The following is an 18627-nucleotide window of genomic DNA, read 5'->3' on the forward strand; positions in this document are numbered from 1 at the left end:
CCAGCCCAATCTTGCAGCAACCCCCTTTTTAATGGCTAGCACTGCCGCGGCGATGAGTTTCGACGTTCAAATCCATGTAATTGGTTCGACTGTGGATTTATTCATCAAAGACAATCCTAAGAATCAGCAAATCGTGATTCCATCCAATCGACCTTTGTCTGCTTACATTGAGGATGCTATTCGTACGGGCGTAAAAATCAAGGTTTGCAGTACCGCTTTAAGAGATAGACAGCTAGAGCTTGGTGATTTGATTGAAGGGGTGAACGAGGTGATCGGTATGGTCACCATGATTGACCTTGCCACTGATTCAAATACGACCGTTTTGACTTATTAAGCCAAGGACAATTGACCGCGTCTAATAAAGAAATGGGCGGAGCATCTGAAAACAGGCAATTCAACTTAGATATGTCAAAATAGAGCTTATGACTATTAAATCTGACCGCTGGATCCGCCGCATGTGCGAAGAGCACGATATGATTTCCCCATTTGAGCCAGGCCAAGTTCGCCAGTCTCCTGAGGGGCAAAAAATCGTGAGTTATGGCACATCAAGTTATGGCTATGACATTCGTTGTGCAAACGAATTTAAGATTTTCACCAATATCAATAGCACCATCGTTGATCCAAAGAATTTTGACGATAAATCCTTCGTTGATTTCAAGGGCGATGTTTGCATCATTCCTCCCAACTCATTTGCCTTGGCGCGCACGGTTGAGTATTTCAAGATTCCAAGAAGTGTTCTGACAGTTTGTTTGGGTAAGAGCACCTACGCTCGCTGCGGCATCATTGTGAACGTGACTCCGTTTGAGCCAGAGTGGGAAGGTTATGTGACTTTGGAGTTCTCCAATACAACGCCATTGCCAGCTAAAATTTATGCAGGCGAAGGCTGTGCTCAGGTCTTGTTCTTTGAGAGCGATGAGATTTGTGAAGTGTCTTACAAGGACCGTGGTGGCAAATACCAAGGTCAGGTGGGCGTTACCCTACCAAAAACCTAAATAAGCCACATAAAGCGTGTAAAAGCCTGTAATGGCTTATTTAGTATGAGCAGTACTTAAAGCACCTAAATAGGTGCTTTTTTAATTGATTTGTCTGTCCATTCAAGGACTGAATGGCTAAACTAACCCTCTGGGGCTTATTTTTGTTGAAATAAATTCAGCGAAACATTGGTTTTATCGATATAGTCACGTTTTTAAGAAAAAACCCCCTTATTTCAGAGGGGTTGCTAGGTAGGGAGTTGATATGAAATTTCGTTTTCCTGTGGTCATCATTGATGAGGATTTCCGTACTGAAAATATTTCAGGTTCGGGTGCTCGTGCATTGGCACTTGCTATCGAAACCGAAGGTATGGAAGTTCTTGGTTTGACCAGTTATGGAGACTTAACTTCATTTGCTCAGCAAGCTGCCAGAGCCTCTTGTTTTATTCTGTCGATTGACGACGAAGAGTTTGGTGCAGGCTCAGCTGCTGAGATTGATTCAGCGCTTGAGGGTTTGCGTGCCTTTGTGATGGAAGTTCGTAAACGCAATGAAGAAATTCCAATTTTCTTGTACGGCGAAACCAGAACTTCAAGACATATTCCTAATGATGTTTTACGAGAGTTGCATGGCTTCATTCATATGAATGAAGACACGCCAGAGTTTGTGGCTCGTCACATCATTCGTGAAGCCAAGGTTTACTTGGATTCGTTGGCACCTCCATTCTTTAAAGCATTGACGCACTATGCTTCTGATGGTTCTTACTCATGGCATTGCCCAGGTCACTCAGGTGGCGTGGCTTTCTTGAAAAGCCCCGTGGGTCAGATGTTCCACCAATTCTTTGGCGAGAACATGTTGCGTGCTGACGTTTGTAATGCCGTTGATGAATTAGGCCAATTGCTAGATCACACCGGCCCTGTGGCTGCGAGTGAGCGCAATGCAGCCCGCATCTTTAATGCGGACCATTTGTTCTTTGTGACGAACGGTACTTCAACATCGAACAAAATCGTTTGGCACTCAACAGTGGCCCCTGGCGACATCGTGATTGTGGATCGTAACTGCCACAAATCAATTTTGCACGCCATCATGATGACGGGTGCTGTGCCTGTTTTCTTGATGCCAACGCGTAATCACTACGGCATCATTGGCCCAATTCCTAAAGAAGAGTTTGACTGGAAAACCATTCAGAAGAAAATTCAGAATAATCCATTCATCACTGATAAAAATGCCAAGCCACGTGTTTTAACGATCACCCAAAGTACCTATGATGGTGTTTTGTACAACGTTGAAATGATCAAAGAAATGTTGGATGGCAAAGTCGATACATTGCATTTTGATGAAGCTTGGTTGCCGCATGCAACTTTCCATGACTTCTATAAAGACATGCACGCGATTGGTAAAGATCGTCCACGTTCAAAAGAGAGCATGGTCTTCTCGACACAATCAACGCACAAGTTATTGGCAGGCCTATCTCAGGCTTCACAGATTTTGGTGCAAGACTCAGAGTCCAATAAGTTGGACAACGATTGCTTCAATGAATCATATTTGATGCACACATCCACAAGCCCTCAGTACGCCATCATTGCTTCTTGCGATGTGGCAGCGGCCATGATGGAGCCTCCAGGCGGCACAGCCTTGGTTCACGAGTCGATTGCAGAGTCTTTGGATTTCCGTCGCGCCATGCGCAAAGTGGATGAGGAGTGGGGCGCTGACTGGTGGTTCAAAGTTTGGGGCCCAGAGTATCTTGCTGAAGAAGGCATTGGCGAAAGAGATGATTGGGTGCTTCAGGCCGATGAACGTTGGCATGATTTTGGTAAGTTGGCTGCAGGCTTCAATATGCTCGATCCAATCAAGGCCACCATCATCACTCCAGGCTTGGAGATGGATGGTAGCTTTGCAGATACCGGTATTCCGGCCAGCATTGTGACCAAGTATTTGTCTGAGCACGGTGTGATTGTTGAGAAGACAGGTCTTTATTCTTTCTTCATCATGTTCACCATCGGCATCACGAAGGGCCGTTGGAATACCATGGTCACAACGTTGCAACAGTTCAAAGATGACTACGACAAGAATCAGCCTTTGTGGCGTGTTCTTCCAGAGTTTGTTGCCAAATATCCGCGTTACGAGCGCATTGGTCTTAAAGATCTGTGCCAGCAAATCCATCAAGTCTACAAAAAGAATGATGTGGCTCGCATGACCACGGAGATGTATTTGTCAGACATGATTCCTGCAATGAAGCCATCTGATGCATGGGCAAAAATGGCGCACCGTGACATTGAGCGCGTGGTCATTGATGACTTAGAGGGTCGTGTCACAGCGATGTTGGTAACACCTTACCCACCAGGTATTCCGCTGTTGATTCCAGGTGAGCGTTTTAATAAGCGCATCGTTGATTACTTACGTTTCACTCGTGACTTCAATGAGCAGTTCCCTGGCTTTGAAACCGATGTTCATGGTTTGGTCAAAGGTGACTTGAATGGTCGCAAAGAGTATTACGTTGACTGCGTTAAAGACTGATTTTTGATTGATTGAAAGATTGATCCAAGATTTGATTTAAAAACAAATTCTTCTTAGTTAAAAAATAGGCTCACTGTTAAAAGTGAGCCTATTTTTATTTGGTTTGTTACTTTATCTTTTACTTCGGGTGTTACTTTGTCTGTTACTTCAGGTTCTTGCGATAAGCTGCAATGGCTTTCTTTACTTGCTCTGGAGCGGTGCCACCCACATGGTTGCGGCTGTTGATAGATCCTTCAAGAGTCAAGACTTTGAATGCGTCCTCACCAATCAGATTGGCTTTATCTCCAAGGTCACACGCTGCTCTTAAGTCAGCCAAAGATAAGTCTGCTAAGTCGCAACCTTTGTTAGAGCATGCCTTCACAGCATGAGCAACAGCCTCATGAGCATCGCGGAAAGCCAAACCTTTTTTAACCAAGTAATCAGCTAAATCAGTAGCAGTTGCAAAACCTTGAAGTGCTGCTGCTCTCATCACATCTGCTTTGACTTGAATGTGCGGCACCATGTCAGCAAAAATACGCAAGGTATCGCGCAAAGTATCTGCTGAATCAAACAATGGCTCTTTGTCTTCTTGGTTGTCTTTGTTGTAGGCTAAAGGTTGGCCCTTCATCAAAGTTAACAAAGAAATTAGATTGCCGTTCACGCGACCAGTTTTGCCTCTTGCTAATTCTGGTACATCAGGATTCTTCTTTTGCGGCATGATTGAGCTGCCTGTGCAGAAACGATCTGGCAGATCCACAAAGCCAACCCTTGGACTCATCCAAATGATCAATTCTTCTGATAGACGTGAGATGTGTGTCATCACCAATGAAGCTGTGGCACAAAACTCAATCGCAAAGTCTCTATCTGAAACCGCATCTAAAGAGTTCTGGCAAACGCCATCAAAACCCAAGGTTTTGGCAACACGTTCACGATCAATCGGATAGCTCGTGCCTGCAAGAGCTGCAGCACCTAGAGGTAAACGATTGACACGCTTGCGGCAATCAGCCAAACGTTCAGCATCACGCGCAAACATTTCCGCATAGGCCATCACATGGTGACCAAAAGTGATAGGTTGAGCGACTTGTAAATGAGTGAAGCCAGGCATGATCGTTTCAGCATGCTTCTCAGCTAGACCAAGCAAACCTGAACGCAGGGCAGTCAGTTCAGATTGAATCTCATCAATTGCGCCACGCAACCATAAGCGAATATCTGTAGCCACTTGATCGTTTCTTGAACGACCAGTGTGAAGACGTTTACCAGCATCGCCAATGAGTTTAGTCAGGCGTGCTTCGATGTTCAGATGAACGTCTTCAAGAGCGAGTTCCCAAACAAATGAACCTGCTTCGATTTCAGAGCGTATCTCTGCCATGCCTTTTTGGATCGCCGCGAAATCTTCCGCACTGATGATTTTCTGTGCGGTCAACATTTCGGCGTGAGCCAAAGAGCCCTGGATATCGACCAAGGCCATGCGTTTATCAAAATCAACAGAAGCGGTATATCGTTGCACGAGTTCCGCCACAGGCTCTGCAAAGCGAGCCGACCAAGCTTGGTCTTTGTTGTCTAAAGAGTTCTTGTTTTTATCTAAATCTGCCATAAATATAAGTATATTGCCTCAAAGGCTTTATTCTTATGGTTATGACACAAATTTCTTATCCTAAAAAGCTGGTAATTGCCTCCCGAGAGAGCCGTTTGGCCATGTGGCAGGCTGAATATGTTCGTGATTGCTTGAAAAAGCTCTACCCAGACTGCGATGTCAGTATTTTGGGCATGACCACCCGGGGTGACCAAATTTTGGACAGAACCCTGTCCAAAGTCGGTGGTAAGGGGCTTTTTGTTAAAGAATTGGAAGTTGCCTTGGAGGAAGGGCGGGCAGATTTGGCCGTTCACTCTCTCAAGGATGTGCCGATGCAGTTACCGGTTGGCTTTGAATTGGCTTGCATCATGGAGCGTGAAGATGCCCGGGATGCCTTTGTTTCCAATGACTATGCAACTTTGGCTGATTTGCCTGCTGGGGCGGTTGTAGGAACCGCTAGCTTGCGCCGTGAGGCTTCGTTGCGTTCACGCTACCCTCATCTGAATATCCAGCCTCTGCGAGGCAATTTGGACACTCGCTTGGGTAAATTAGACAAAGGCGAGTACGCTGCCATCATTTTGGCGGCTGCTGGTCTTAAGCGCTTAGGTATGGCTGAGCGCATCCGCAGCTTATTGGCTCCTGAAGATAGTTTGCCGGCTGCTGGCCAAGGTGCTTTGGGCATTGAAATCAGAGCAGGAAGACCTGAGATGAATGATTGGCTGGCTCCTTTGAATCATGCCCCTTCAGCGATGGCTGTGACAGCGGAACGAGCTGTTTCTAGAGCTCTTGGTGGTTCTTGTGATGTTCCTTTGGCAGCCTATGCGATTTGGGAAGGTGCTGATTTTTTGTACCTTCGTTCCTTTGTGGCGAGTACAGATGGGCAAAGTATTTGCCGATCTGAAAAGAAGCTATCAATCAGTAGCATGAGTCATGCAGACAAGATGGGCTTAGAAGTTGCTGATGAGTTGATTGCCCAGGGTGCTAAAGATTTATTGCCGCCAAGAAATTAAGGCTTAAAACTCATGCCCAATATTGTTCTGACTCGCCCACTAGGACAGTCTCTAAGATTGGGAGAGTTATTGCATCGGAAGTTTCCGACGCTTGAACAAATTCAACTGCCTTTATTGGCAATTGTCCCCAATGAAAATCCAGCAGATGCCAAGCGTTTGAAGGATCTTTTACCAAGCACTGATTTAGCCGTTTTCGTGAGTCCTAATGCGGTTGAGTGTTCGATGCGCTTGTTGCAAGCGGAGTGGCCCAAAAATATTCCTATAGCGGTGGTGGGTGGTGGCAGCTTAGAGGCGCTGAGCAATCACGGCATCACGGCCCAGCATGGCTTCACAATCTACGCACCGAGCAATCCAAGTGAATGGGACTCAGAAGGATTGTGGAAGATATTGAATCAATCCCAATCATCTTGGTCTGGTAAGAACATTCTCTTTTTAAAAGGCATTGGTGGCAGAGCTTGGCTTGGTGAGCAATTTTTATTGCAAGGTGCTGAAATACACTCGATATCTACTTACAAAAGAGTTCCTCTAGCAGATGACTCGCCAGCTTGGCTGGGTTTAAAAAAATCAATCCCAAGCGATTCTATTTGCTTACTGACTTCTTCTGAAGCCGCACGACACTTTGCTCAGTTTTTAAAAGAAAACCCATCATGGGCAATGTCTTGGTTAAATGAAGCTATGATGTTGTGTACGCATGAGCGAATCGCTCAGGCATGTGCTGAACTTGGATTTGAAAATATAGATTGCTGTGCTCCAGGCGATGATTCATTGCTTGTGAAAATTGAACAATGGCACACCAATAAAAATTAGGAATTGAAATGGCTGCAGATCTCGATCAAGTGAATACCAAAACTGCTAAACAAGTCCAATCAGAAGCTTTGGGTAAAGGTTTATGGAGAGCCTTGTGGATCGCTATTGCCATTTGTCTTGTTTGGTTAGTGATCGAAGGGGGTTTTCGTCTTTATCACCGCCCAGCACAACTTGATGCCAGGGTTGTAGAGTTGGAGGCTCAGCTAGCTAAAGTATTAACCCAAGAAGCTGAAATCAATTTGGCCTTGAAGAGCTCCTTGGAGAATCAAAAAAATCTTGCTCCAGTGGCCAATCAGTTAAATCAATTATTGAGCCAAGTGGCTCAGTTGCCAATGAATGCATTGCCTGTGGCAGGGGCGCCAGCCATTGCAAGCACTGCCGGAACTCCGACTGTTGTTCAAAAAATCATGTCGGCGATTAAAGGATTGGGCGATCAGTTGATGCGCATTCAGGTGGTGGGTGATGTGAAGGATGTGGCGATGACTCCAGCTGCGCAAGATTTGATTCGTCAGCAATTGAGATTGCATTTTTTAAGTGCAAGATTGGCTTGGTTGTCTCAATTGCCCCAAGCAACGAGAGATGATTTGATTCAAGCAGAGCAATTGATTGCAAAACATTTTCAAGCGCAAGCAAGCTCAGTGGTGCAGATTCAAAAAAATATCAGTGAGCTTCGCACTGAAGTATCTAAATCAACTCCAGTGAATAAGGGTCAGTGATGATGCGCGGTGCATTGTGGTTGGCTTTCTTGTTTGCGGCTGCAGTCTTGCTGGCTTTGTTTGCCAGTGGCAATGCTGGTCATATCACCATTTATTTCCCACCTTATCGCTTAGATACTAGCCTTAATCTTTTTATTGTGGTGGTGTTAGGGGTGTTGATCGTCGGCTTATTAGCTTGGCGAACTTTTGCTGCAGTATTGGGTTTACCAAAGCAGGCTGCTTTGTATCGTCGCAAGCAGCGTGAAGCCCGTGCGATTGTTTTACTCTCTGAGGCCGTCGAAGATATCTTTGCGGGACGTTTTTCAAAAGCATTAAAAGCAGCAGAAGCTGCCAGTGTTAATCAAGCGTTATCAGAAACCGCTGCTTTATTGGCTGCTAGAGCGGCGCATCGTCTGAATCGATTTGACTTAAGAGATCAGTGGTTATCAAAAATACAGTCAGCCAATAAACAGCAAGCTCGCTTGGTAGCCATGGCTGATATGCAAATGGATTCAAATGATCCGGCGGGCGCACTGGCCACCATTGAGCAATTGCAAAAGGGTGGCGCCAGACAATTATTGGTTCAGCGAATTGCGCTTAAAGCAAATCAGCAGTTAAAGCGTTGGGAAGAAGTCTTAAGATTGAGTCATAGCTTGAGTAAGCGCGAAGCCATTCATCCAGTGTTGGCTCAAAAAACAGTGCAAGAAGCTGTGGCGAAATTGGTTCAAGAAAAATCAACTGATCATCAAGCACTTTTAGCTATTTGGAAGAATTTGCCAAAGGCTGATCGAAAAGTTTCTAGGGTTGCTCTGGTGATGGCCAAGGGATTATTGGCAGTTGGTCAGCAGGACATTGCTCGTGGCTTCATTGAAGAGTCTTTGGATGATCAGTGGGACGAGTCATTGATTGCTATTTATCCAGATTGCTTACCAACTGGATCGACGACTCTGAGCTTGGTTCAGAAGATAGAAGCTTGGATGATGAAGTACCCAAGTGAGCCTGCTCTTTCTTTGGCCTTGGCCAAAGTTTGTTTGGCTCAAAAACTATGGGGTAAAGCCAAGTCAAGTTTGCAAGGGGTGATCAAAGATCCAAAGACAAAACCTTTGCTTAAAGCCAACGCGCACATGAATATGGCAAAACTGCATGAGGCTCTAGAAGAGCCTCTTGAGGCTGCGACGCACTATCAGCTCGCTGCCCACATTTTTGCAGCTAGCTAAGGCATTTAGCTGTTTTAGTTAGCTAAGCCAGCGCAATAATCGTTCTGTGGTTTTGTTGTAAGGAGGGTGGGCCAGTTTGCTGCCCATCCAAGCTTTAATGCCGAGCAGGCCACGAACTTGAAGAGTTGGCTTGAGATGACTGAATGTGTCAAAGCCAGCTTGACCGTGATAAGCGCCCATGCCACTAGCTCCAATGCCGCCAAAAGGTATTTGTTCAATACCAGCTTGTATGAGTGTGTCATTGGCAGTCACACTGCCTGAGTGAGTCTTCGAGATCAAGTTTCTTAGTGCTTTTTTATCTTTACCAAACCAATAGATGCTCAATGGATGATCTTTTGAGTTGATGAATTCAATCACGTCTTCTTGGGATGACACGCCGATGATTGGCAAGATGGGGCCAAAAATTTCTTCTTGCATCACCAGGCTGTGAGGTGCAACTTGGGTCAGCATCACTGGGGTGAAAGGACGGTTTTCTGATTCGGGTAGAAGAGGGCTGACTTGGGCGCCTTTGCTTGTTGCATCAGAAACGAGTTGTTGCCAACGAGACAGTTGTTCTTGGTCGATTGGATGGGTCAGCTCAGAAGGATCGGTGAATAGAGTTTCAGCAGCTTTGACTAAAGCATCCTTTAGTTCTGGAATTAACTCATGCTTGATCAAAATGTAATCTGGGGCAACACAGGTTTGTCCGCCATTGATCAATTTGCCATAAATGATTCTTGTGGCGGCATCTGCTAAGTTAGCATCATGATTGATGACCACGGGTGATTTACCACCCAGTTCCAAAGTCAGCGGCGTGAGGTTCTCTGCTGCAGCTCGCATCACTCGCTTGCCAATCGCGGTTGAGCCCGTGAAAAATAAATGATCAAAGGCTAATTCTGAAAAGTCGCGAGCAACATCTTCTCCGCCGGTTGTCACGCAAAGCTCGAGAGGATGAAAGAATTCTCCGATGATGGTGGCAAGGTAGCCGGATGTCCTAGGAGAGCGCTCTGAAAGTTTGAGCCAAACTCTGTTGCCGGCAGCTATGGCTGAAATAGCAGGAATCAATGCCAGTTGAATCGGGTAATTCCAAGGGCTGATGATGCCAACCACTCCTTTGGGTTGGGCTTGTGCCCAAGCTTTGGATGGTTTTAGATGCATCGGCATAGAAATGTCGCGCGTCTTCATCCAAGACTTAAGATGTTTGATCGCGTATTTAGCTGCCTGACGCACCATAGCCAATTCAGTTAAGCGTGTTTCAACGTAGTGGCGATTGCCAAAGTCAGCATGAACCACTTTGCACAAGTTCTCTTCATATTTATCAATCATTGCCACCACACGCTCAATTCGCTCTTTGCGTTCAGCAAAACTGGGTGATGGGTCATGAGCAAAGGCTTGCTGCAAATCTTCAAGTTGTAATTGGAGAGCGTTCATGGAATTTTGGTGTTGATTGAATATGAGAAGTGAATATGAGAAGTATATGGGTAATTGATAGAACTAAGAATCAGGGATTTGACTAATACGGGTTAACTGAATGCCCCTGCTCCAAGCAGGTTAATGCTCAGAGGATTAAGATGACATCATTGAAATAGAGGATGAGCGTCATGAATCAAGAAGCAACATTGGGTGGCGGATGTTTTTGGTGTTTAGAGGCCGTTTATCAGCACGTGAAAGGTGTTCATCGTGTTGAGTCTGGTTACGCTGGTGGTAAGGCTTCTGATGCCAACTACGATGCAGTTTGCAGTGGAAGAACTGATCATGCAGAAGTGGTTCGTTTGGAATTCGATTCTTCTGTGATCAGCTTTAAGCAGTTGCTAGAAATTTTTTATGCCATTCATGATCCAACGACGCTTAATCGCCAGGGGAATGATGTGGGCTCGCAATATCGCTCAGTCATTTTTACTCATGATGAGACTCAAAAGACCACCGCTACGAACTTGGTGAAGCAATTAGAAGAATCTGGAATTTTTGGCAACGAGATTGTGACTGAAATTTCAGATTTGCCAATTTACTATCCGGCTGAAGAGTATCACCAGAATTATTTCAACTTACATCCTGATCAGGGTTATTGCGCTTTTGTGGTCAGCCCCAAGGTGGCCAAGTTCAGAGAACAATTCAAAGATCTTTTGATGTAAATCAATTAAATGTGATTAGGGAGCAAGGCGCTCAATTTTCCAGGCGTTTTGCTCGCGGGTGTAACGAATTCTGTCGTGCAAGCGAGAAGGTCTGCCTTGCCAAAACTCTGCAGCCTCAGGCTTGACCCTAAAGCCTCCCCAGTGAGGTGGGCGTGGTGGATTAAGCGCAAACTTAAGAGCATATTCTGCCGCTTTGGCAATCAATTCACCTCTTCCAGAAATCACTTTGCTTTGTGGTGAGGCCCATGCGCCAATTCTTGAGTCCAATGGTCTTGAGTGAAAGTATTCATCACTTTCTTTTTCAGAAATCTTTTCAACACTGCCCTCAATTCGAATCTGTCTTTCGAGCTCTGGCCAAAAGAATAAAAGGGCTGCGTGAGGATTGGCCAATAAAGCTTGGCCTTTGCGGCTGTCGTAATTGGTGAAAAAAACAAAGCCTTCTTGAGTCACTTCTTTGATTAAAACTATTCTGGCGCTGGGTTTGCCATTTTCATCAACCGATGCTACTGTCATAGCATTCGGTTCAGGTAATTCTGCATGCTGAGCTTGATCAAACCAAATCTTGAATTGATCAACTGGGTTGGCTTGAACATCCTCTTCAGAGAGGCTGCCTTTCATGTAGGATTTTCTGAGATCAGCTAGCTTTGTCATAAGAGAAGTATATATAGTCTTTGTTGGCTTTGCTGGATTGTGTTGGAACTAAAAGGAATGAATTGATGTCAATTGAAGTGCCAAAAGAGGTGACTCCATCAAGAAGCTTGGTCATGAATTTGCGTCAGCAGTTGATGCAGGTGATTCCTTTTTCTGAGATGAAAGCAGAGCACGTTGATTTTTTTATCAAATCAGCCAAAGAACATTACTTCGGCCCAGATGAAATCATTCTTGAACCTGCTAACGGAGAAGTAAAGCAATTATTTTTTATTCGTCAGGGCAGTGTTATTTCAAGACGAGGCATGGCGAATGAGGCTGGTGGTGCGCATGAGATTGAGGCGGGTGAATTATTTCCTGTGAGCGCAGCTGTTGCCGGTCGCGCTGTGACTGCGACCTATGCAGCCTTGGGCGATTGTTTTTGTCTGAGGATTTCTGTTGAGACCATGAAGGAGTTGGCTAACTTATCCAGCCCGTTTGCAGATTATCTAAGTCTGCGAATCTTGAAATTCTTAGAGCAGTCTCGCCAAGTTCTACAAAGAACATACGCCTCACAAATATTCTCTGAACAATCCTTAGAAACACCCCTTGGGCAATTGCCGCGCAAGAAGCCTTTGTTTGTCTCACCAGATACCCCGATCAAAGATGCTTTGACTCAAATGCATGAGCGTCGCGTTGGCTCAATTTTGGTGAGCAATCAACAAGATGGTTTATTGGGTATTTTGACTCGCTACGATATCTTGGGGCGTGTGACTATTCCGCAGATGAGTCTTGAGACGCCGATCAAAGATGTGATGACCACAGGCGTTAAAGCTTTGACCATCACTCATACAGCTCAGGACGCTGCTTTGATGATGTCCAAGTTTGGTATTCGACATGTGCCAGTGGTTGACGGCAAAGAGATTGTGAACATCATCTCTGAGAGAGATTTGTTTGCTACTCAACGTCTGTCTTTGAAAAACATCAGTACCTCTATAAGATCAGCCCCAGATTTATCGGACATGATTGTTTGCGCCAAAGACATCAGAAAGTTTGCGAAAAATTTAATTGGCCAAGGTGTTCAGGCAAGACAGCTCACAACCTTGATTAGTTACTTGAATGACGTTGTTTGCGAAAGATTGGTTGAACTCAATGCCAAAAAACATGGCTTGGATTTGAAAGAGTTCGCCTGGATTGCTTTGGGGTCGGAGGGGCGCTCAGAGCAAACGATTGCCACTGATCAAGATAATGCCCTGGTGTTTTCTGGGCAAGCCAGTGATGCAATCAGAGATAAGTATTTGAAATTCGCTCTTGATGTGAATCAAGCCCTGGATGCTTGTGGCTATCCTTTGTGTAAAGGCAATGTGATGGCAAGTAATCCAAAGATTTGCTTGAGTGAGGCTGAGTGGTTGGAACGATTTTCACACTGGATAGAGCATGGCTCACCTGAAGATCTGTTGAATGCAAGTATCTATTTTGATTTCCGCTTAGTGGCAGGTAATCCTGATTTGCTAGTAGAAATGAAAAATACCGTGATGCAAAAAGCCAAAGCCATTCCGAGATTCATTAAGTTGCTCGCTGATAACTCCTTGAACATGAAAGTGCCTATCAGTTGGCATGGCGGTATTGACACCATCAAGCTCGAAGACAAAGAATGCATTGATTTAAAACTTCATGGCACTGCCATTTTGGTTGATGCAGCCCGCATCTACTCACTAGCTCATGGCATTGGGGACACTAACACCAGAGACCGATTGATTGCCGTGGGTCTTGCTTTGAATATTCCAGAGCGTGAATACTTGGCTTGGGTGTCTGCTTTTGAGTTTTTACAAATGTTGCGTTTATCGGTGCAAATCGATTCGCATGCGATTGGTGGAAATTTCAATGCGCTCGAATTGAGTAGTTTGAATAACATTGACCGCAGAATTCTCAAAGAGTCTCTAAGAGCCACCAGAGATTTACAGCAGCGCATTGAATTAGATTACGGTCGTTAAGATGTTTTGGTTAAAACGCTTATTTGGGCAGGCTCCTGCCATCAATCAGAAACGCTGGGTTGTTTTGGACGTTGAAACCAGCGGTCTGGATCCAAGGCAGGATCATTTGCTGGCCATTGCCGCTGTGTGTATTCATTTGAACGATGATCAAAGCTTAAAAATAGATATTTTCGATAGTTTTGAAGCTGTCTTGAAGCAAGATTCAGCTTCAGATAAAGACAATATCTTGTTGCACGGCATTGGTGCTCAGGCGCAAATGACTGGTGAGGATCCGCAAGAGGTATTGCGAAACTTTGAGCGTTGGGCGGGGGATGCCCCTTTATTGGCTTTCCATGCAGCTTTTGATGAGTCGATGATTCAAAGAGCCTATCAATACCAGCTTGGACATAAGCTTAAAAATGCTTGGATTGACGTTGAGCCGCTGGTTTCAGCTTCCTACCCTGAGGTCAAGGCCAGATCCTTGGATCAGTGGATGGGGCACTTGGGAATTGAGTGTGCAGTGCGTCATCAAGCGGCTGCAGATACCTTTGCCACTGCTGAATTAATGCTTCAAATTTGGCCTAAGCTCAAGCCATTGGCGCCAACGATTGATTTGATTGAAAAATTAGCCCGAGAGTCCCGCTGGCTACCCCGAAATTAGGTTTGTAAGCCCCATAGCAAATACCTGTAAGTTTCGCTTAAGAAATTGATTTATATAAGAAAAATAGGGTAACTACTTATTCTCTCTTTACCCAAAGAAATCCATAGTACGCATGTTGATAGAAATGCCCCAATTAGGGGTGTAAATCCTTGAGGTAAGAATTTGATTCAGTTTTTGAATGTGTTGCAGTTGGTTTTGTATATCGGTGGTTTGGCTTTAGTGGGTCAAGCAATTCTTTATGCGATTGTTGGTAACAAAAGAGAAACCAATATGTTTTATCAATTGTTTGTGGTCTTGAATAAACCTTGGACATCGGTAGCCAAGTTAATTTCTCCAAAAATGGTTGCAGAGCGACACATCCCAGTAGTGGCTTTTTGTGTTGTTTCAGTTTTGTATATCGCAGTGACTTTGGCAAAAATCGAGCACTGCGTAGCGATAGGAATGGTTGGCTGTAAATGATGAAAATTGATCTTAAATGGCAATTACATAAGTGGCGCGGCATCACCTGGATCGTGTTTGGTCGCACTGCTTTAGCGATTGAGACATATGAAGACATGTTGGCTGATTACCCGAACGACACTTATGCGTTGGGTAGCTTGGCTCATCTTTACTCAGAAGCAGGTAATAAACAAGCTTCTATCAATATGTATAAAAAATTAGTGACCAAGCCAGATGCTCCTGCATTTGCTTGGTACAACCTCGGCTTTCAACAGGAAGAGATGAAGCAGGTAGCTGATGCTGAGTTTAGTTTCCGTCGTGCTCTTGAATTAGATGAAAAAATGGACTTAGCCTGGTATGGCTTGGGTCTAACTTTGATTCAACAGCAGCGCTTTGAAGAGGCAATTAAAGCCCTTAAGCGCAATACCCAATTGCAGCCTATGAGCCCTTACGCTTGGTATCAGTTAGCGCGGGTTCATATGGATCGTCAGGAACCTGAAGAGACGGTGAAGATCATTCGCCATCTCAAAGGGTTTGAGCCTAAATTTGCCGCTCAATTAGAGCGGGAGACTGGGCTTGAAGTGAAAGCTTCTTGACAAAACGCGGTTCGGTTGCAAGCCAGAGGTGAAATTCTGGTGGATCGCAAAGGGTTCCGGGGAAACCTGGTTTTAAAGTAACAACGAGGAGAAACTGTTATGCAATTAACGGAATCGCATCGCCAGTATTGGGCAAAAAACCTAAGAGTCACATCTATTTTGTTGGCTATTTGGTTTGTTGTCACTTACGTGGTTAGCTACATGGCTCGTGACCTAAGCTTTTCATTCTTTGGCTGGCCTTTCAGCTTCTGGATGGGCGCACAGGGTTCATTGGTCGTTTACGTTTTAATTATTGTCTACTATGCTCATTACATGAACAATTTAGACAAAGAGCACGGTTGTGCTGAAGAAGTGGAGGAATAAACATGGCTGGAATGACTCCTGATAGCGGTGGCAGCAGCATGTTCGAAGCTTCTTCGAACAAGGCTTTCAAACAACAACTTAACAAGGTTTACGCCTGGTACATTGGTGGTTTCTTAACATTTGTGATCTTGCTTGCAATTGCAGAACAAATGGGATTAACACGTCAATGGATTGGTTACGTATTCTTGGCAGCAACAGTATTCCTCTATGCCGGTATCGGTTTTATGAGTCGTACAAACGATGCTGCTGAGTACTATGTAGCGGGCCGACGCGTTCCTGCTATCTATAACGGTATGGCGACAGGTGCTGACTGGATGTCTGCAGCTTCCTTTATCGGTATGGCTGGTACTCTTTACTTAACAGGTTACAGCGGTCTTGCCTTCATCATGGGTTGGACAGGCGGTTACTGTTTAGTTGCTTTATTCCTTGCACCATATCTACGTAAGTTCGGTCAGTTCACTATTCCTGACTTCTTAGGTGCTCGTTATGACGGCAACATTGCTCGTTTCATCGGTATTTTTGCTGCAATCTTGTGTTCATTCACATACGTGGTTGCTCAGATTTACGGTGTGGGCTTGATCACAACACGTTTGACAGGCGTTTCATTTGAGCTAGGTATTTTCCTTGGCTTGGGTGGTATCTTGGTTTGTTCATTCTTGGGTGGTATGCGCGCTGTTACTTGGACTCAAGTAGCTCAGTACATCATCTTGATCATTGCTTACATGATTCCTGTGGTTTGGTTGTCAGTGAAACAAACTGGTTTCCCAATCCCTCAATTAGTTTACGGCTACCAGCTTGAAAAAGTGACAGCTCGTGAAGCAGAGTTGATCAAGGATCCAAAAGAGCTAGAAGTTATTGCGATTTTCAAAGAGCGTGCAGATGCTTTAGGTGCAAAACTTAAAGATATCCCAACAGCTCTAGCTGCTGATAAAGCTGCTGCAGAGAAGAAAGTAGCTGATCTAAAAGCTGCTAACGCTCCTGCTGCTGACTTGGCTGCTGCTGAAAAAGCATTGGCTGACGTGCCTAAAGACGAAGCTGCTGCAAAAGCTGCATGGACAAAAGCTCAAGCTGCTAATAATGCAAGAGCTAAGCCATTGGCTGGTATGCCACGTCACGCAGCGCAGTTTACTGGTGATCCAAATGGCGATGAAAAAGCAAAAGCTGCTTACGACACATCACGTCGTAACTTCTTGGCTTTGATTTTCTGTTTGATGGTTGGTACAGCTGCTTTGCCACACATTTTGATGCGCTTCTACACAACACCATCTGTGAAGCAAGCTCGTGAATCTGTGTCATGGTCATTGTTCTTCATCTTCTTGTTGTACTTCACAGCTCCTGCATTAGCAGTACTTGTTAAGTACGAAGTGTTCAGCGTTCTCGTTGGCACACCATTTGACAAGCTACCAGCATGGATTTCAAGCTGGGCAGCGGTTGATCCAACTTTGTTGTCAGTAACTGACATCAACAAAGACGGTATCTTCCAATTGGGTGAGATGAGAATCGGTGGCGACATCATCGTGTTAGCAACTCCAGAAATCGGTGGCTTGCCATACGTTGTTTCAGGTATGGTTGCTGCGGGTGGTTTGGCTGCTGCGTTGTCTACAGCTGACGGCTTGTTGTTGACAATTGCTAATGCTTTGTCACACGACTTGTACTACAAGATGATTAACCCGAATGCTCCAACAGCACGTCGCGTGTTGATTTCTAAAGCATTGTTGTTGGTAGTGGCTCTTGCTGCTGCTTATGTGGCTGCGCAAAAACCTGCGGACATTTTGTTCTTGGTTGGTGCTGCATTCTCATTCGCTGCTGCTGCTTTCTTCCCAGCATTGACTTTGGGTATCTTCTGGAAGCGTGCTTCTAAGTGGGGTGCTATTGTAGGTATGATCGGTGGTCTTGGTACTACTTTCTACTACATGATCACTACACAACCATGGTTGCGTGGCATATTCGGCGTAACATCACCAGTTGAACTTTGGTACGGTATCGCTCCAATTTCAGCAGGTGTGTTCGGTGTGCCTATCGGCTTTGCTTTGATTATTTTGGTTAGCTTGGTAACTCCAGCTCCAAATAAAGAAGTTCAAGAGTTGATCGACCACGTACGTTACCCAACTTTGAAGTAATCAGTTGATTCTTAATTGATGAAACATTGGTGATGCCCTTCGGGGCTCACATTGAAACCCGCCTCTCGAGGCGGGTTTTTTCTTATATAGTCATGGCTATGGATACAAATCAGAATACAAATCAAAATAGGCGCTTTGCAGGGGTTGCTCGTTTATATGGCGAGACTGGTTTGCAGGCCTTTGAGAGGGCGCATGTGCTTGTTGCTGGATTGGGTGGTGTTGGCTCTTGGGCAGTCGAAGCTCTGGCCAGAAGTGGCATTGGTGAGCTGACATTGATGGATTTTGACCATATTGCTGTGAGCAATGTGAATCGCCAGTTGCATGCGATTGAGGATAACTTCGGGAAGTCAAAATCAGAAGCCATGGCCGAGCGAGTCAGGCAGATTAATCCACTGATCAAGCTCAATATCATTGACGAGTTTTTAACGCCAGACAATTTGGATGCGTATTTGCGTAAGAACGCTGAGAACCCATATTTTGCAGTGCTTGATGCCACAGATGATGTCAAGATGAAGATTGCCTTGGCGGCCTATTGTGAGGGCAGAGATGAGCTTGGTAGGGTCAGGGTGGCTGAACAAAAAGAACAAGAAGTTACAAAACAATTAGGTAAAAAGTCTTTAACAATTCCGTTGATCATTTGCGGTGGCGCTGGTGGCAAGTTAGATCCAAGTCGTATCAAGGCAGCTGATTTGGCTAAAACAACTCAGGATCCAGTGTTGTCAAAAATTAGATATTCATTGCGCAAAGAATATGGTTTTAGTAGTGATCCTAAGAAGAAATTAGGTGTGACAGCGATTTACTCTGATGAGCCAAGGCAAGGTGTGGCCAGTGGAGGATTGTCTTGCGCAGGGTATGGTTCTGCTGTGACTGTTACGGCCACTTTTGGATTTATTGCTGCAGCTGAAGTATTAAAGCTACTGCAAAAGCAGCAGTCCAATTTGGAAAAATAATTAGTCAATAAATCGTTGGTG

At 45.0% G+C, this 18627-nt stretch carries 18 protein-coding genes; 15 read left to right on the top strand and 3 right to left on the bottom strand.

The features are described from left to right. The first annotated feature begins 31 nt into the window (after nt 1-31). From GQ367_RS02245 to GQ367_RS02255, 3 genes are all read left to right on the top strand, one after another. Nucleotides 32-334, top strand: a complete 303-nt coding sequence (locus tag GQ367_RS02245) for a DsrE family protein (RefSeq protein WP_215291120.1) — start codon at nt 32-34, stop codon at nt 332-334. A gap of 88 nt (nt 335-422) precedes the next feature. After that, nucleotides 423-992 carry a dCTP deaminase gene (gene dcd / locus GQ367_RS02250; RefSeq protein ID WP_089515362.1) on the top strand — a complete coding sequence of 190 codons (570 nt, stop codon included), beginning with the start codon at nt 423-425 and terminating at the stop codon, nt 990-992. A gap of 244 nt (nt 993-1236) precedes the next feature. Beyond that, entirely contained in the window at nt 1237-3486 is a 2250-nt protein-coding gene (locus GQ367_RS02255; RefSeq protein WP_215291121.1) for an arginine/lysine/ornithine decarboxylase, read from the top strand. 142 nt (nt 3487-3628) lie between these two features. Here the strand turns inward: GQ367_RS02255 and argH are convergent, their stop codons facing one another. Beyond that, the gene (argH, locus tag GQ367_RS02260) at nt 3629-5059 is read right to left on the bottom strand and encodes an argininosuccinate lyase (RefSeq protein ID WP_215291123.1); all 1431 of its coding nucleotides are present in this window, start codon (nt 5057-5059) and stop codon (nt 3629-3631) included. Nucleotides 5060-5094: 35 nt separating this feature from the next. Between argH and hemC the strand changes: the two genes are divergently transcribed. From hemC to GQ367_RS02280, 4 genes are read left to right on the top strand one after another with little or no spacing between them, the layout of a single operon-like run. Beyond that, nucleotides 5095-6048, top strand: a complete 954-nt coding sequence (gene hemC, locus GQ367_RS02265) for a hydroxymethylbilane synthase (RefSeq protein WP_215291124.1) — start codon at nt 5095-5097, stop codon at nt 6046-6048. A gap of 12 nt (nt 6049-6060) precedes the next feature. Then, nucleotides 6061-6855 (top strand): uroporphyrinogen-III synthase, encoded by a 795-nt coding sequence (locus GQ367_RS02270; protein ID WP_215291125.1) that lies wholly within the window; start codon nt 6061-6063, stop codon nt 6853-6855. An 8-nt stretch (nt 6856-6863) separates the two neighbouring features. Beyond that, nucleotides 6864-7571, top strand: coding sequence for a uroporphyrinogen-III C-methyltransferase (locus tag GQ367_RS02275; protein ID WP_215291127.1), 708 nt, complete (start codon nt 6864-6866; stop codon nt 7569-7571). Beyond that, nucleotides 7571-8767 (top strand): heme biosynthesis HemY N-terminal domain-containing protein, encoded by a 1197-nt coding sequence (locus tag GQ367_RS02280; RefSeq protein WP_215291128.1) that lies wholly within the window; start codon nt 7571-7573, stop codon nt 8765-8767. The genes GQ367_RS02275 and GQ367_RS02280 overlap by 1 nt, the downstream gene beginning before the upstream one ends. 18 nt (nt 8768-8785) lie before the next feature. Here the strand turns inward: GQ367_RS02280 and GQ367_RS02285 are convergent, their stop codons facing one another. Then, nucleotides 8786-10177 carry an aldehyde dehydrogenase family protein gene (locus GQ367_RS02285; RefSeq protein WP_215291129.1) on the bottom strand — a complete coding sequence of 464 codons (1392 nt, stop codon included), beginning with the start codon at nt 10175-10177 and terminating at the stop codon, nt 8786-8788. 161 nt (nt 10178-10338) lie between these two features. Here GQ367_RS02285 and msrA point away from each other — a divergent pair, with 161 nt between their 5' ends. Next, nucleotides 10339-10878 carry a peptide-methionine (S)-S-oxide reductase MsrA gene (gene msrA / locus GQ367_RS02290; RefSeq protein ID WP_215291130.1) on the top strand — a complete coding sequence of 180 codons (540 nt, stop codon included), beginning with the start codon at nt 10339-10341 and terminating at the stop codon, nt 10876-10878. Between the two features lie 15 nt (nt 10879-10893). Here msrA and pdxH read toward each other — a convergent pair whose 3' ends face one another. After that, entirely contained in the window at nt 10894-11529 is a 636-nt protein-coding gene (pdxH, locus tag GQ367_RS02295) for a pyridoxamine 5'-phosphate oxidase (protein WP_215291132.1), read from the bottom strand. A 65-nt stretch (nt 11530-11594) separates the two neighbouring features. On the opposite strand from pdxH, the gene GQ367_RS02300 reads away from it, so the two are divergent. The 7 genes from GQ367_RS02300 to GQ367_RS02330 all read left to right on the top strand — a co-directional run bounded on the left by GQ367_RS02300 (nt 11595) and on the right by GQ367_RS02330 (nt 18606). Then, on the top strand, nt 11595-13499 hold the full coding sequence (locus tag GQ367_RS02300; RefSeq protein ID WP_215291134.1) for a DUF294 nucleotidyltransferase-like domain-containing protein: 1905 nt from the start codon (nt 11595-11597) through the stop codon (nt 13497-13499). A gap of 1 nt (nt 13500) precedes the next feature. Next, nucleotides 13501-14139 carry a PolC-type DNA polymerase III gene (locus GQ367_RS02305; RefSeq protein ID WP_215291135.1) on the top strand — a complete coding sequence of 213 codons (639 nt, stop codon included), beginning with the start codon at nt 13501-13503 and terminating at the stop codon, nt 14137-14139. A 162-nt stretch (nt 14140-14301) separates the two neighbouring features. Next, nucleotides 14302-14598: a hypothetical protein gene (locus GQ367_RS02310; RefSeq protein WP_215291136.1), complete on the top strand. Its 297-nt coding sequence runs from the start codon at nt 14302-14304 to the stop codon at nt 14596-14598. Continuing rightward, nucleotides 14595-15173: a tetratricopeptide repeat protein gene (locus tag GQ367_RS02315; RefSeq protein WP_251370190.1), complete on the top strand. Its 579-nt coding sequence runs from the start codon at nt 14595-14597 to the stop codon at nt 15171-15173. Before GQ367_RS02310 ends, GQ367_RS02315 begins: the two co-directional genes overlap by 4 nt. 99 nt (nt 15174-15272) lie before the next feature. After that, entirely contained in the window at nt 15273-15536 is a 264-nt protein-coding gene (locus GQ367_RS02320) for a DUF4212 domain-containing protein (RefSeq protein WP_215291138.1), read from the top strand. A 2-nt stretch (nt 15537-15538) separates the two neighbouring features. Then, nucleotides 15539-17656 (top strand): sodium:solute symporter family protein, encoded by a 2118-nt coding sequence (locus GQ367_RS02325; RefSeq protein WP_215291140.1) that lies wholly within the window; start codon nt 15539-15541, stop codon nt 17654-17656. A 92-nt stretch (nt 17657-17748) separates the two neighbouring features. Next, entirely contained in the window at nt 17749-18606 is an 858-nt protein-coding gene (locus GQ367_RS02330) for a ThiF family adenylyltransferase (RefSeq protein ID WP_215291142.1), read from the top strand. The last annotated feature ends 21 nt before the right edge of the window (nt 18607-18627 follow it).

Origin of the sequence: Polynucleobacter sp. MWH-CaK5 (genome assembly GCF_018687615.1) — a bacterium.
In the GTDB taxonomy this organism is placed as follows: domain Bacteria; phylum Pseudomonadota; class Gammaproteobacteria; order Burkholderiales; family Burkholderiaceae; genus Polynucleobacter.